Here is a 13,116-nt window from a genome sequence, read left to right as displayed (position 1 = left end):
CTACCCACCGGCTAGAAAGCAAAACGCCAGCACGAGGCTGGCGTCTGGCATGTTCAGGCTGCGATCAACGCGGCACGACCGGCTTGCGCGCAGGCTTGCCGCCCTTGCCCTTGGCCGCATCGGCGCGTTCCTTGGCGGCCTGCTTGTTGCGTGCCTGGGCCGCAGCCTTGGCTTGCTCACGCTTGTCCCACGGGTTGCTGCCGTCACTGCCACGCGGTGGCAGGCCGGTGTGCTGGGTGAGGATCCTGGTGGTGGTTTCCTTGGCGACCTTATGGCTGCCAGCCGGCGTCGAGTTCTTGCGACGGGCGCTCTGGTAGCTGTCGGTGCTCGGCTGGTGCAGCGGGATCAGTTGGTCCTTGCCCGGCCCGATCAGGTCGGCACGGCCCATGCGGGTCAGTGCTTCACGCAGCATCGGCCAGCCTTTCGGGTCGTGGTAGCGCAGGAACGCCTTGTGCAGACGGCGCTGCTCTTCGCTCTTGACGATGGTCACCGCGTCGCTCTTGTAGGTCACCTTGCGCAGCGGGTTCTTGCCCGAGTGGTACATGGCCGTGGCGGTGGCCATCGGCGACGGGTAGAACGCCTGCACCTGGTCGGCGCGGAAGCCGTTGCCCTTGAGCCACAGGGCCAGGTTCATCATGTCTTCATCGGTGGTGCCCGGGTGGGCGGCGATGAAGTACGGAATCAGGTACTGCTCCTTGCCCGCTTCCTTGGTGTACTTCTCGAACATGCGCTTGAACTTGTCATAGCTGCCAATGCCCGGCTTCATCATCTGGTTGAGCGGACCTTCCTCGGTATGTTCCGGGGCGATCTTGAGGTAGCCACCGACGTGGTGGGTGACCAGCTCTTTCACGTATTCCGGCGACTCGACGGCCAGGTCGTAGCGCAGGCCGGAGGCGATCAGGATCTTCTTCACACCCGGCAACGCACGGGCGCTGCGGTACAACTGGATCAACGACGAGTGGTCGGTGTTCAGGTTCGGGCAGATACCGGGGAACACGCACGACGGCTTGCGGCACGCGGATTCGATCTCCGGGCTCTTGCAGGCGATGCGGTACATGTTCGCGGTCGGGCCGCCGAGGTCGGAGATCACGCCGGTAAAGCCGGGGACCTTGTCACGGATCTCTTCGATCTCGCGAATGATCGACTCTTCGGAACGGTTCTGGATGATGCGGCCTTCGTGCTCGGTGATCGAGCAGAAGGTGCAGCCGCCGAAGCAGCCACGCATGATGTTCACCGAGAAGCGGATCATGTCGTAGGCCGGGATCTTTTCCTTGCCGTACACCGGGTGCGGAACACGGGCGTAAGGCATGCCGAACACGTAGTCCATTTCTTCGGTGGTCATGGGAATGGGTGGTGGGTTGAACCACACGTCCACTTCGCCGTGCTTTTGCACCAGGGCGCGGGCGTTGCCTGGGTTGGTTTCCAGGTGCAACACGCGGTTGGCATGGGCGTAGAGCACTGCGTCGCCACGGACTTTCTCCACCGATGGCAGGCGGATCACGGTCTTGTCGCGGGTCATTTTCGGGCTGGCCAGGATCTGTACGACCTTGGCTTCTTCCGGGTCTTCAACCGGGCCTTTTTCCTGCTCGATGGCGCAGGCCTGGGTGTCCTGGGTGTTCACGTACGGGTTGATGATCTTGTCGATCTTACCCGGACGGTCGATACGCGTGGAGTCCACTTCGTACCAGCCCACCGGCGTGTCACGACGGATGAACGCGGTGCCGCGCACATCGGTGATGTCTTCGATCTTGTGGCCCCACGACAGGCGCTGGGCAACCTCGACGATGGCGCGTTCGGCGTTGCCGTACAGCAGGATATCGGCGGTGGCGTCGATCAGGATCGAGTTGCGCACCCGGTCCTGCCAGTAGTCGTAGTGGGCGATGCGACGCAGGGAGGCTTCGATGCCGCCGAGTACGATCGGCACGTTCTTGTAGGCTTCCTTGCATCGCTGGCTGTACACCAGGCTGGCGCGGTCCGGGCGTTTGCCCGCCATGCCGCCTGGGGTGTAGGCGTCGTCGGAGCGGATTTTCTTGTCGGCGGTGTAGCGGTTGATCATGGAGTCCATGTTGCCGGCCGCGACGCCGAAGAACAGGTTCGGCTCGCCGAGCTTCATGAAGTCGTCTTTGGACTGCCAGTTGGGCTGCGCAATGATCCCGACGCGGAAGCCCTGGGACTCCAGCAGGCGGCCGATGATCGCCATGCCGAACGACGGATGGTCAACGTACGCATCACCGGTGACGATGATGATGTCGCAGGAATCCCAGCCAAGCTGATCCATCTCCTCCCTGCTCATCGGCAGGAATGGCGCTGGACCGAAACATTCGGCCCAGTACTTGGGATAGTCAAATAACGGCTTGGCTGTTTGCATGACGGTGACCGGTGTTGAGATGAAAAATCGCGGGCGCGGAATATAGCACAAATTTTGACCAATTCCGACGATAATGGTCGGAATTGAGCAGAAGGGTTACTCGTCGTCGTCGAAGTTATAACTGCCCGGCGCGAGGTTCTCGAAGCGCGTGTACTTACCGATGAACGCCAGGCGGATAAAGCCGATCGGGCCGTTCCGCTGCTTGCCGATGATGATCTCGGCAATGCCCTTGTGCTCGGTCTCGGGGTGGTACACCTCATCGCGGTACACAAACATGATCACGTCGGCGTCCTGCTCGATCGCGCCGGATTCGCGCAAGTCGGAGTTCACCGGGCGCTTGTTGGGGCGTTGCTCCAGGGAACGGTTGAGCTGGGACAGCGCCACCACCGGGCAGTTGAATTCCTTGGCCAGGGCCTTGAGGGACCGGGAGATTTCGGAAATTTCGTTGGTCCGGCTGTCACCGCTGGAACCGGGGATCTGCATCAACTGCAGGTAGTCGATCATGATCAGGGCGATGTCGCCGTGCTCACGCACCAGGCGCCGGGTACGTGCGCGCATCTCGGATGGGCTGATGCCTGCGGTGTCATCGATGAACAGCTTGCGGTCATTGAGCAGGTTGACCGCCGAGGTCAGGCGCGGCCAATCGTCGTCTTCCAGTTGGCCGGAACGCACCTTGGTCTGGTCGATACGCCCGAGCGACGAGAGCATCCGCATGATCAGCGATTCACCGGGCATCTCCAGGGAGTACACCAGCACGGTCTTGTCGCTGCGCAACACGGCGTTTTCCACCAGGTTCATCGCGAAGGTGGTCTTACCCATGGACGGACGACCGGCGACGATGATCAAGTCGGAGGGCTGCAGGCCGCTGGTCTTCTCATCCAGGTCAGCATACCCGGTGGAAATACCGGTGATGGCGGCGTCGGTGTTGAACAGGGTGTCGATGCGGTCGATGGCCTTGGTCAACAGCTCGTTGACGCCCACCGGGCCGCCGGTTTTCGGGCGGGCCTCGGCGATCTGGAAGATCTGGCGCTCGGCTTCGTCGAGGATCTCTTCAGCGGTGCGCCCTTCGGGGTTGAAGGCGCTGTCGGCGATCTCGGTGCTGATGCCGATCAGCTGGCGCAGCGTGGCGCGCTGGCGAACGATCTGGGCATAGGCCTTGATGTTGGCGACGGACGGCGTGTTTTTCGCCAGCTCACCGAGGTAGCCGAGGCCGCCAACCTGGGAGGTCTGGCCTTCCTTGTCTAGCTGCTCGGCCAGGGTCACCACGTCGATCGGTGAGTTCTGGTCGGCCAGCTTGGCGATGGCACGGAAGATCAGGCGGTGGTCATGGCGATAGAAATCACCGTCCGAGACTTGATCCAGCACGCGTTCCCAGGCGTTGTTGTCCAGCATCAAACCACCGAGCACGGCCTGTTCGGCCTCGATGGAATGCGGCGGCACCTTCAGGGCAGCGGTTTGCAGATCGTATTGCTCAGGAGCTGAAATATCGTTCATGGCCACTTGGAATTTGGGGGTGTGTAGAAAAACAAAAGGCACGACCTGTAAACAGGATCGTGCCCGATGTTAACCGCCTGGCACGCGAGGTGCCAGTCAGTTAGGTGCGGCTTAAGCTGCTACCACGACAACGCGTACGGTGGCTTCAACTTCGGCGTGCAGGTGCACGGCTACGTCGAATTCGCCTACGTTGCGGATGGTGCCGTTCGGCAGACGAACTTCGCTCTTCTGCACTTCAACGCCGGAGGCGGTCAGTGCATCAGCGATGTCGTGGGTGCCGATCGAACCGAACAGCTTGCCTTCGTCACCGGCGGTGGCAGTGATAGTCACTTCCAGCTCAGCCAGTTGGGCAGCGCGAGTTTCGGCCGAAGCTTTTTTGTCTGCTGCGGCTTTTTCCAGCTCGGCACGACGCTCTTCAAACGCAGCCAGGTTGGCAGCGGTTGCAGCGGTGGCTTTGCCGTATGGCAGCAGGTAGTTACGACCGTAGCCGGCCTTAACGTTCACTTTGTCGCCCAGGTTGCCCAGGTTGGCGACTTTTTCCAGAAGGATCAGTTGCATGTGAAAATCCTCTAACTTTTAACCTTCACCGTTCGCGTTATCGGCGTCTTTCGGCGCCAGACGACCGCGAAAATCAATCAGGCCGTCGACAATGGCCAGAACCACGAGTAACGGATAGATCAGCTGCATGAACAGCACCATTGTTACGTACATCCCCACCAGCCAGAACTTGGCCAGGCGCTTCTGCGCGACCAGCCCGTGAATCAGGGCCAGTCCGGCGAACACCAGCGGTACGCTGCAAAACAGCACCAGCAAGGTGGCTTGTGAACCGAAGTACGGTCCGACCACCATGAGTGCCAGCAGCAACATCGCCGGGCCCACGGGGATTCTGATACTGCGAAACTCGCGACCAAAACCACCCGGGTTGTACAACAACGCCTGCCAATAACGCCCAAGCATCAGGCTCAGCACGCTGACGATCTGCATCATTACCGCCATCAGGCCGATCAGGGCCGGTGCAATCAGTGTCGCAAGACGCGCTCGCTCATCTACCGAAAGCTGCTGGTAGAGTTCCCCGAGGGCCATCGGCAGGATCTTGACGATCTCTTGCGACAGCGCCTCGATCTGCGGGCGGAAAGCCGCGTCGATCAACACCGAAAACACCAACCCCACTGCCACGCTGACCAGCAGCGTGCGGGCCCAGGACTCACTTGCGCGCAAAACCAACGCAAGGCTCGACGACCCCAGCAGTACCAGAAGTACCTTGGGTTCGCCCAGTTGCAGCCACCAGATCAAGGCGGCCAGCACTCCCAGGGCCAGGACGCCAAGGGCATCCTGCAAACCGCGCCGCAGCAGCACAAGGCAACCTGCGGCAGCACCCAACCAATACAACAACGGCAATGCTGCACATCCAGCCACTACCAGAGTGGCCTGCACGCGACCGCGCATGATGAACTCAGCTAAGGCGCGCATGCATTCAATCCCTTACTACTTGTCGACTGCCCGGTCTCAGCGGCCGTGGCTGTCGGTGTAGGCCAGCAGGGCCAGGAAGCGGGCGCGCTTGATAGCGGTGGCCAGCTGACGCTGATAACGTGCTTTGGTACCGGTGATACGGCTTGGAACGATTTTGCCGGTCTCGGATACGTAGGCTTTCAGAGTGTTGAGATCTTTGTAATCGATCTCTTTCACGTCTTCAGCGGTGAAGCGGCAGAATTTACGACGACGGAAGAAACGTGCCATTTGATAGGCTCCTTAAAAGGTCCGTGGATTACTCGTCAGCGTTATCGCTGTTGTCGCTGTCATCACTATCAGCGCTATCAGCGCCTTCGTGCTCAGGACGGTCGCGACGCTCACGGCGCTCACTGCGGTTTTCTTCAGCCTTGAGCATCTCGGATTGGCCGGTAACGGCTTCTTCGCGACGGATGACCAGGTTACGGATCACAGCATCGTTGTAGCGGAAGTTGTCTTCCAGCTCGGCCAGGGCCTTGCCAGTGCACTCAACGTTCAGCATCACGTAGTGAGCCTTGTGAACATTGTTGATTGCGTAGGCCAGTTGACGACGGCCCCAATCTTCCAGACGGTGGATTTTGCCGCCGTCTTCTTCGATCAGCTTGGTGTAACGCTCAACCATGCCGCCGACTTGCTCGCTTTGATCCGGGTGGACCAAAAAGATGATTTCGTAATGACGCATGAATGCTCCTTACGGGTTGTAGCCTGCCGCTCAAAAACGGTCAGACAAGGAGTGAATGACACTTATGGATCTTGCCGCAGGGAGGCACCTCGGTGCCCGCCAGGAAGGCAAGGGGCGCAATTGTAGAGAAGGGGGAGGATGCGTGCAAGTTGATTGGTGATTATTTGAACAATCACGATCTCAGGTTAAACACAAAACCAATGTGGGAGCGGGCTTGCTCGCGAAAGCGGTGTATCAGCCCCAACTGCAGTGACTGATATACCGTATTCGCGAGCAAGCCCGCTCCCACATTTTGACCTTTTTACTTCTTCGGCTTGGCCTTCGCACCGCGCTGACGCTGGGCCTCGAACAGGCAGACGCCGGTGGCCACCGACACGTTGAGGCTGCTGACGCTACCGGCCATCGGCAGGTGCACCAGGTAGTCGCAATGCTCACGGGTCAGGCGACGCATGCCTTTACCTTCGGCGCCCATGATCAGGATGGTCGGGCCGGTGAGGTCCTGGTCATAAATGCTGACCTCGGCCTCCCCCGCCGTACCCACGACCCACAGGCCACGCTGCTGGAGTTTCTCCAGGGTGCGTGCCAGGTTGGTCACGGCCACCAGCGGAATCACTTCCGCCGCGCCACACGCGACTTTACGCACCACCGGCGTCAGGGTCGCCGACTTGTCTTTAGGCACGATCACCGCCAGCGCGCCGGCAGCGTCCGCCGAACGCAGGCAGGCGCCGAGGTTGTGCGGGTCGGTCACGCCGTCGAGCACCAGCAGCAACGGCGCACCTTCGGTACGGTCGAGCAGCTCGTCGAGCATCGCCTCGCCCCAGACCTGGCTCGGGCTGACGTCCGCCACCACGCCCTGGTGAACACCCTCTACCCACACGTCCATTTCACGGCGCTCGGCCTGGCCGATGGCAACCTTGTTTTGCGTGGCCAGCTCAACCAGCGCTTGTACGCGCGGCTCGCTGCGGCCTTCCGCCAACCATACCTGCTTGACGCGTTTAGGGTGGTGACGCAGCAGTGCTTCTACGGCGTGGACGCCGTAGATTTTTTCCAGACTCATGACTTGGCCTTAGGTTTGCGCGACCCGCCGCTTTTCGCGGGAGCCGAACCCGCTTTTGGCGGGCCTTTACGGTGTTTACTCGGCTTGCTCGACGGCTTTTCCGCCCCGTGGGACTTTCCCCCAGACGCCGCTTTACCACCGCTTTTGGCTTCGTTGAGCAACTGCTGCTTCAACTCACGGCTCTTGCGCAGCTCGGCATTTTTCGCCGCTGCGTCGCTTGGGCGGTAGGCTTCGGGGGCCTTTTCCTTGGTCGATGAACGACGAGCGGCCTTGGCTGGCGCAGGTTCTACGACGGCTGTTTTAGCTGGCGCCCCCTTGCCTTTGCTAGCTGGAGTCGCTTCGCTGCTACGTTTTTTACGATTGCCGGGCGACTCGGCAGGCTTGTCGGACATACCGAAGTCGATCTTGCGCTCGTCGAGGTCGACGCGCATGACCTGTACTTCCACGGTATCGCCCAAACGGAAGCTGCGACCGCTGCGCTCGCCCGCCAGGCGGTGGTGCACAGGGTCAAAGTGGTAGTAGTCGCCCGGCAAGGCGGTGACGTGCACCAGGCCCTCGACGTAGATGTCGGTCAGTTCCACAAACAGACCAAAGCCGGTCACCGCAGTGATCACACCCGGGAACGACTCGCCCACACGGTCTTTCATGAACTCGCACTTGAGCCAGTTCACGACGTCGCGGGTGGCTTCGTCGGCGCGGCGTTCGCTCATGGAGCACTGCTCGCCCAGCTGTTCCAGGGCCGCTTCGTCGTACGGATAGATCCGTGCCTTCGGAATGGTCATGGCACCGGCGCGCTTGACGTGCGGGGTGTCCTGCTTGGAGTGGATCACGCTGCGGATGGCGCGGTGCGTGAGCAGGTCCGGGTAACGACGGATCGGCGAGGTGAAGTGAGTGTACGCCTCGTAATTCAGGCCGAAGTGGCCCTGGTTATCCGCGCTGTACACCGCCTGGCTCAGGGAGCGCAGCATGACGGTCTGGATCACGTGGTAATCCGGGCGGTCCTTGATGCTGGCCAGCAGAGCCTGGTAATCCTTCGGCGTCGGGCCGTCCTTGCCTTTGTGCAGGGACAGGCCGAGTTCGCCGAGGAACGCACGCAGCTTTTCCAGACGCTCCGGCGGCGGGCCGTCGTGCACCCGGTACAACGCAGGGATCTCGTGCTTTTTCAGGAACTCAGCGGTGGCCACGTTGGCCGCCAGCATGCATTCCTCGATCAGCTTGTGCGCATCGTTACGGGTGGTCGGGGTGATCGCAGCGATCTTGCGCTCGGAACCGAAGACAATCCGGGTTTCCTGGGTTTCAAAATCGATCGCGCCTCGGGTGTGACGTGCGCCCAGCAACACCTTGTACAGCGCATAGAGCTGCTTGAGATGCGGCACGACATGGCCGTACTCACCACGCAATGCTTTGGCTTCGCTGGTTTTCGGCTGTTCCAGGATGGTGCTGACCTTGTTGTAGGTCAGGCGCGCCTGGGAGTGGATCACCGCTTCATAGAACTGGTAGTCCGTCATTTCGCCGGTTTTCGAGATAGTCATCTCGCACACCATGGCCAAACGGTCGACTTTCGGGTTCAGCGAGCACAGGCCGTTGGACAACTCCTCGGGCAGCATCGGAATCACGCGCTCGGGGAAGTACACCGAGTTGCCACGCACTTGCGCTTCGGTATCCAGGGCAGAACCGATCTTCACATAGCTGGAGACGTCGGCAATCGCCACGTACAACTTCCAGCCGCCGGAGAACAGACGCAGCTTGCCCGGCTTGGCTTCGCAGTAGACCGCATCGTCGAAGTCGCGGGCGTCTTCGCCGTCGATGGTGACGAACGGCAGATGGCGCAGGTCGATGCGCTTCTCTTTGTCCTTCTCTTCGACTTCCGGCTTGAGCTTGCGCGCTTCTTTCACGACGGCTTCAGGCCAGACGTGAGGAATATCGTAGGTACGCAGCGCGACATCGATTTCCATGCCCGGCGCCATGTAGTTGCCGACCACTTCAATCACATCACCCTGCGGCTGGAAGCGAGGGGTCGGCCAGTGGGTGATCTTCACCTCGACAAACTGGCCAACCTTGGCATTCGCATTGCGGCCCGGGGTGATCAGCACTTCCTGCTGCACCTTCGGGTTATCCGGCACCACAAAACCAATGCCGCCTTCTTCGAAGTAGCGACCGACGATGGTCTCGTGACCACGGGACACCACTTCGACGATCACGCCTTCACGGCGACCGCGACGGTCCAGGCCGGAAACACGCGCCAGGGCACGGTCGCCATCGAACACCAGGCGCATTTGCGCCGGGCTCATGAACAGGTCATCGCTGCCGTCGTCCGGGATCAGGAAGCCGAAGCCGTCACGATGGCCGGCGATGCGGCCGAGGATCAGGTCGAGCTTGTCCACTGGCGCGTACGTGCCACGGCGGGTGTAGATCAATTGTGCGTCGCGCTCCATGGCGCGCAGGCGGCGGCGCAGGGCTTCGAGCTGGTCTTCGGTGGTCAGACCGAATTCTTCAACCAACTGCTCGCGGCTAGCAGGCGAGCCCCGATCGGCGAGGTGCGCCAGGATCAGTTCGCGGCTAGGAATAGGGTTTTCATATTTTTCCGCTTCACGAGCGGCCTCGGGATCGAGGGACTGCCAATCGGCCATTAGAGAGTTTTCACCTTGTCTATATGCGGGTTAGTTTGGCATACGCGTATTGAAACGGGAAATTTCAGACGTCAACAAGCCTTTTAAAGCCCTTTGCAGCCCGCAACAGGCACCTTGCACGACCACTGGCGAAATTTTCCAGGCTTTTTTCGTGGCGGGGGTTTACAGCTTAAAATCCCCTCCGTATAGTGCGCGCCATCGACGACGGCAACGTTGTTTGATAATGCCCAGGTGGTGAAATTGGTAGACACGCCAGCTTCAGGTGCTGGTGACCTTACGGTCGTGGAAGTTCGAGTCTTCTCCTGGGCACCAAATTCAGATCAAACCCGCGAAAGCGGGTTTTTTCGTTTCAAGGCTCTGATTTTTAACGGAAAACTTGATTTATTTTTTTGAATCAGGGGTTTACAGATCAAAAAGCCCTCCGTATAGTTCGCTCCATCAACAGCGCAAGCGTTGTTGATAATGCCCAGGTGGTGAAATTGGTAGACACGCCAGCTTCAGGTGCTGGTGATCGCAAGGTCGTGGAAGTTCGAGTCTTCTCCTGGGCACCAAATTCAGATCAAACCCGCGAAAGCGGGTTTTTTCGTTTCCGGGGTTTGAAAACTTCCCAGTCGATTTCCGCCTGCATCCGCACCTGAGAAACTTTATCGTTTATCCTTGCAATGATTTGTTGCACACAAGCGAGGAAAACTTCGGATGACCATCCGCGATACCCGTCTCAAGACATCCCTTCTGCGTGGCCTGACCCTCACTCTGCTCGGCCTGACCTTGCTCTCCCCCACCGCCTATTGCGCCGACAAGGTCTCCCTGACCCTGTACAACGGCCAGCACAAAGAAGTCGGCGACGAACTCGCCAAGGCCTTCGAAGCCAAGACCGGCATCCACGTCAACGTGCGCAAAGGCAGCAGCAACCAGCTGGCCAGCCAGGTCGTCGAAGAAGGCGACCGCTCCCCCGCCGACGTGATCTACACCGAAGAATCGCCGCCGCTGAACAAACTCGGCGAGCAAGGCCTGCTGGCCAGGATCGACGCCAGCACCCTCGACGTACTACCCAAGGATTATGTCGGCGCCAACGGCGACTGGATGGGCGTGACCGCACGCACCCGTGTCGTTGCGTTCAATCCGAAGCTGATTGCTGAAAAAGACCTGCCCAAATCGGTACTCGACTTTGCCGGCCCCGAGTGGCAAGGCAAGGTCGGCTTCGTGCCGACCAGCGGCGCGTTCCAGGAACAAGCCGTGGCGATCATCAAGCTGCACGGTCGCGAAGCGGCTGAAGAATGGCTGACCGGCCTGCGCGCCTTCGGCAAGGTGTACAGCAACAACATGGTTGCGCTGAAAGCCGTCGAAAACGGCGAAGTGGCCACCGTTCTGGTGAACAACTACTACTGGTTCGCCCTAAAGAAAGAAAAGACCAATCTGGATTCCCAACTGCACTACTTCACCAATGGCGACGCCGGCGGCCTGATCACGGTGTCCTCGGCTGCCGCGCTGAAATCCAGCAAGCACCCCAAGGAAGCCCAGCAATTGTTGGCATTCATGGCCAGCGAAGAAGGCCAGCGCGTGATCACCAATACCTCGGCCGAATATCCGCTGCGCAAGGGTATGGAATCCAATCGCGGCCTCAAGCCTTTCAGCGAGCTGCAACCGCCGAAAGTCACCCCGGCCGACCTGGGCAATGCCGAAGAAGCCCTGGACCTGGAACGTGACGTTGGCTTGAACTGATGAACCCATCGCTACCCGCCCTGCGCACAGGGTTCAGCCCACGGCGCAAGCGCCCGTCGATCTGGCTGTTGCTACCGGTGCTATTTCTGGTTGGCTTGAGCCTACTGCCGCTGGCGTACGTCGGCACCAAAGCCTGGCAAGCGGGCTGGGCGGAAGCGGTGCATCTGCTGTGGCGACCGTATGTGTTTGGGTTGCTGCGCAACACCCTGGCGCTGATGGTCGGGGTAACGGTAGCGTGCGGCGTGATCGGCCTGTCCCTGGCTTGGTTGCTGGAGCGCAGCAACCTGCCGGGGCGGCGCATCTGGGGCGTGATCCTGTGCCTGCCGTTTGCGGTGCCGGCATTTGTCAGCAGCTTTACCTGGGTGTCGTTGAGCGCCAGCTTCGAAGGGCTCGGCGGGGCGATCCTGGTGATGAGCCTGTCAAAATATCCGCTGGTGTTCTTGCCGGTGGCGGCAACGCTGCGCAATCTTGATCCCGCACTGGAAGAGTCGGCCCGTACCCTGGGACTGAACCGCTGGGGCATCTTCTTTCGCGTGACTTTGCCGTTGTTGTGGCCCTCGCTGCTGGCTGGAGCATTGCTGATCGCGCTGCACATGCTGGTGGAGTTCGGTGCGCTGTCAATCATTGGGTTGCAGACCTTCACCACCGCGATCTACCAACAGTTCGAGCTGGAATTCAGCAATGCGAATGCTGCGATGCTGTCGGCCGTGCTGCTGGTGATGTGCCTGACGCTGCTGTGGCTGGAGCTGCGCGTGCGCGGCAAAGGCCGGCACGTGCGCATTGGCCAGGGCGCAGCGCGACATGCGGAGCAGGTTCGATTGGGTAAGTGGGCGCCACTGGGCCAGGTGTATTGCCTGGCGCTGGCGATCATCGGCAGTGGCATTCCCCTGGGGATGCTCGGTTATTGGCTGGCGGTAGGTTCGTCGGCTGCATTTCCGCTGGCCGAGATCAGTGAGGCGTTGCTGTCCTCCCTGGCGCTGTCGCTCGGCGGCGCCGCGCTTTGCCTGGTATTGGCGGTGCCGGTGGGGCTTCTGGTAGTGCGCTACAAAGGCCAACTGGCGATCTGGGCCGAGCGCCTGCCTTACTTGCTGCACGCCTTGCCCGGCCTGGTGATCGCACTGAGCCTGGTGTATTTCGCCCTGCATTACGTGCCAGCGCTGTACCAGACCTCGGCGTTGTTGCTGATTGCTTATGCGCTTTTGTTTTTGCCGCTGGCCCAGGCACCGATTCGTACGGCGCTGAACAAGGCGGCGCCGCAGCTTGAAGAGGCTGCACGCACGCTGGGTGCTTCGTCATTCAGTGCATTTTGTCGGGTGACGCTGCCGATTATTTTCCCGGCCCTCGGCGCAGCATTTGCGCTGGTATTCCTGGATGCGATGAAGGAATTGACGGCGACGCTGCTGCTCAGCCCAACCGGCTTGAATACCTTGGCGACGGCGGTGTGGGCGCATACTTCGAATGTGGAATTTGCGGCGGCGGCGCCTTATGCGGCGCTGTTGATCGTGGTGTCGGGGTTGCCGGTTTATCTGCTCACGACGCGGATGTATCTGAGCCGTTGAGACCGCTATCGGGGGCAAGCCCCCTCCCACAGTTGACCGAGTTCCAGCTTTGGAATGCTGACAAATGTGGGAGGGGGCTTGCCCCCGATGAGGCCGGC

10 protein-coding genes and 2 tRNA genes are annotated in these 13,116 nt (G+C 60.5%); 4 read left to right on the top strand and 8 right to left on the bottom strand.

Annotated elements, in window-relative coordinates:
* Positions 1-64: 64 nt before the first annotated feature.
* From BLR69_RS24380 to rnr, 8 genes are all read right to left on the bottom strand, one after another.
* Positions 65-2,368, bottom strand: a complete 2,304-nt coding sequence (locus tag BLR69_RS24380) for a YgiQ family radical SAM protein (protein WP_071497213.1) — start codon at positions 2,366-2,368, stop codon at positions 65-67.
* 96 nt (positions 2,369-2,464) lie between these two features.
* A complete protein-coding gene (gene dnaB / locus BLR69_RS24375; RefSeq protein WP_016976916.1) occupies positions 2,465-3,862 on the bottom strand; it encodes a replicative DNA helicase in 1,398 nt (465 codons plus the stop codon).
* 111 nt (positions 3,863-3,973) lie between these two features.
* Positions 3,974-4,420, bottom strand: coding sequence for a 50S ribosomal protein L9 (gene rplI, locus BLR69_RS24370; protein ID WP_003171376.1), 447 nt, complete (start codon positions 4,418-4,420; stop codon positions 3,974-3,976).
* An 18-nt stretch (positions 4,421-4,438) separates the two neighbouring features.
* Positions 4,439-5,332 carry a YybS family protein gene (locus BLR69_RS24365; protein WP_071497212.1) on the bottom strand — a complete coding sequence of 298 codons (894 nt, stop codon included), beginning with the start codon at positions 5,330-5,332 and terminating at the stop codon, positions 4,439-4,441.
* A 36-nt stretch (positions 5,333-5,368) separates the two neighbouring features.
* Positions 5,369-5,599, bottom strand: a complete 231-nt coding sequence (gene rpsR / locus BLR69_RS24360; protein WP_002551829.1) for a 30S ribosomal protein S18 — start codon at positions 5,597-5,599, stop codon at positions 5,369-5,371.
* Between the two features lie 28 nt (positions 5,600-5,627).
* Positions 5,628-6,050, bottom strand: coding sequence for a 30S ribosomal protein S6 (rpsF, locus tag BLR69_RS24355; protein ID WP_003236224.1), 423 nt, complete (start codon positions 6,048-6,050; stop codon positions 5,628-5,630).
* A gap of 301 nt (positions 6,051-6,351) precedes the next feature.
* On the bottom strand, positions 6,352-7,107 hold the full coding sequence (gene rlmB, locus BLR69_RS24350; RefSeq protein WP_038851248.1) for a 23S rRNA (guanosine(2251)-2'-O)-methyltransferase RlmB: 756 nt from the start codon (positions 7,105-7,107) through the stop codon (positions 6,352-6,354).
* Entirely contained in the window at positions 7,104-9,737 is a 2,634-nt protein-coding gene (gene rnr / locus BLR69_RS24345; RefSeq protein WP_071497211.1) for a ribonuclease R, read from the bottom strand. Before rnr ends, rlmB begins: the two co-directional genes overlap by 4 nt.
* 225 nt (positions 9,738-9,962) lie before the next feature.
* Here rnr and BLR69_RS24340 point away from each other — a divergent pair.
* The 4 genes from BLR69_RS24340 (at position 9,963) to BLR69_RS24325 (ending at position 13,018) form a co-directional block, all read left to right on the top strand.
* A tRNA-Leu gene (locus BLR69_RS24340) sits at positions 9,963-10,049 on the top strand.
* Positions 10,050-10,201: 152 nt separating this feature from the next.
* A tRNA-Leu gene (locus tag BLR69_RS24335) sits at positions 10,202-10,288 on the top strand.
* Between the two features lie 145 nt (positions 10,289-10,433).
* Positions 10,434-11,459: an iron ABC transporter substrate-binding protein gene (locus BLR69_RS24330; protein WP_071497210.1), complete on the top strand. Its 1,026-nt coding sequence runs from the start codon at positions 10,434-10,436 to the stop codon at positions 11,457-11,459.
* The gene (locus BLR69_RS24325; RefSeq protein ID WP_071497209.1) at positions 11,459-13,018 is read left to right on the top strand and encodes an ABC transporter permease; all 1,560 of its coding nucleotides are present in this window, start codon (positions 11,459-11,461) and stop codon (positions 13,016-13,018) included. Before BLR69_RS24330 ends, BLR69_RS24325 begins: the two co-directional genes overlap by 1 nt.
* Positions 13,019-13,116: the final 98 nt, after the last annotated feature.

The organism is Pseudomonas azotoformans (genome assembly GCF_900103345.1).
GTDB lineage: Bacteria > Pseudomonadota > Gammaproteobacteria > Pseudomonadales > Pseudomonadaceae > Aquipseudomonas > Aquipseudomonas azotoformans.
The sequence above is the reverse complement of the archived record's forward strand: the minus strand, read 5'-3'. Positions and strand labels throughout refer to the sequence as shown.

What these genes read in the sequence shown, in the direction of transcription:
- BLR69_RS24365 (WP_071497212.1), bottom strand. Translation starts at nt 5,332, where the DNA reads ATGCGCGCCTTAGCTGAGTTCATCATGCGCGGTCGCGTGCAGGCCACT.
- BLR69_RS24380 (WP_071497213.1), bottom strand. Translation starts at nt 2,368, where the DNA reads ATGCAAACAGCCAAGCCGTTATTTGACTATCCCAAGTACTGGGCCGAA.
- rpsF (WP_003236224.1), bottom strand. Translation starts at nt 6,050, where the DNA reads ATGCGTCATTACGAAATCATCTTTTTGGTCCACCCGGATCAAAGCGAG.
- rlmB (WP_038851248.1), bottom strand. Translation starts at nt 7,107, where the DNA reads ATGAGTCTGGAAAAAATCTACGGCGTCCACGCCGTAGAAGCACTGCTG.
- dnaB (WP_016976916.1), bottom strand. Translation starts at nt 3,862, where the DNA reads ATGAACGATATTTCAGCTCCTGAGCAATACGATCTGCAAACCGCTGCC.
- BLR69_RS24325 (WP_071497209.1), top strand. Translation starts at nt 11,459, where the DNA reads ATGAACCCATCGCTACCCGCCCTGCGCACAGGGTTCAGCCCACGGCGC.
- rnr (WP_071497211.1), bottom strand. Translation starts at nt 9,737, where the DNA reads ATGGCCGATTGGCAGTCCCTCGATCCCGAGGCCGCTCGTGAAGCGGAA.
- rpsR (WP_002551829.1), bottom strand. Translation starts at nt 5,599, where the DNA reads ATGGCACGTTTCTTCCGTCGTCGTAAATTCTGCCGCTTCACCGCTGAA.
- BLR69_RS24330 (WP_071497210.1), top strand. Translation starts at nt 10,434, where the DNA reads ATGACCATCCGCGATACCCGTCTCAAGACATCCCTTCTGCGTGGCCTG.
- rplI (WP_003171376.1), bottom strand. Translation starts at nt 4,420, where the DNA reads ATGCAACTGATCCTTCTGGAAAAAGTCGCCAACCTGGGCAACCTGGGC.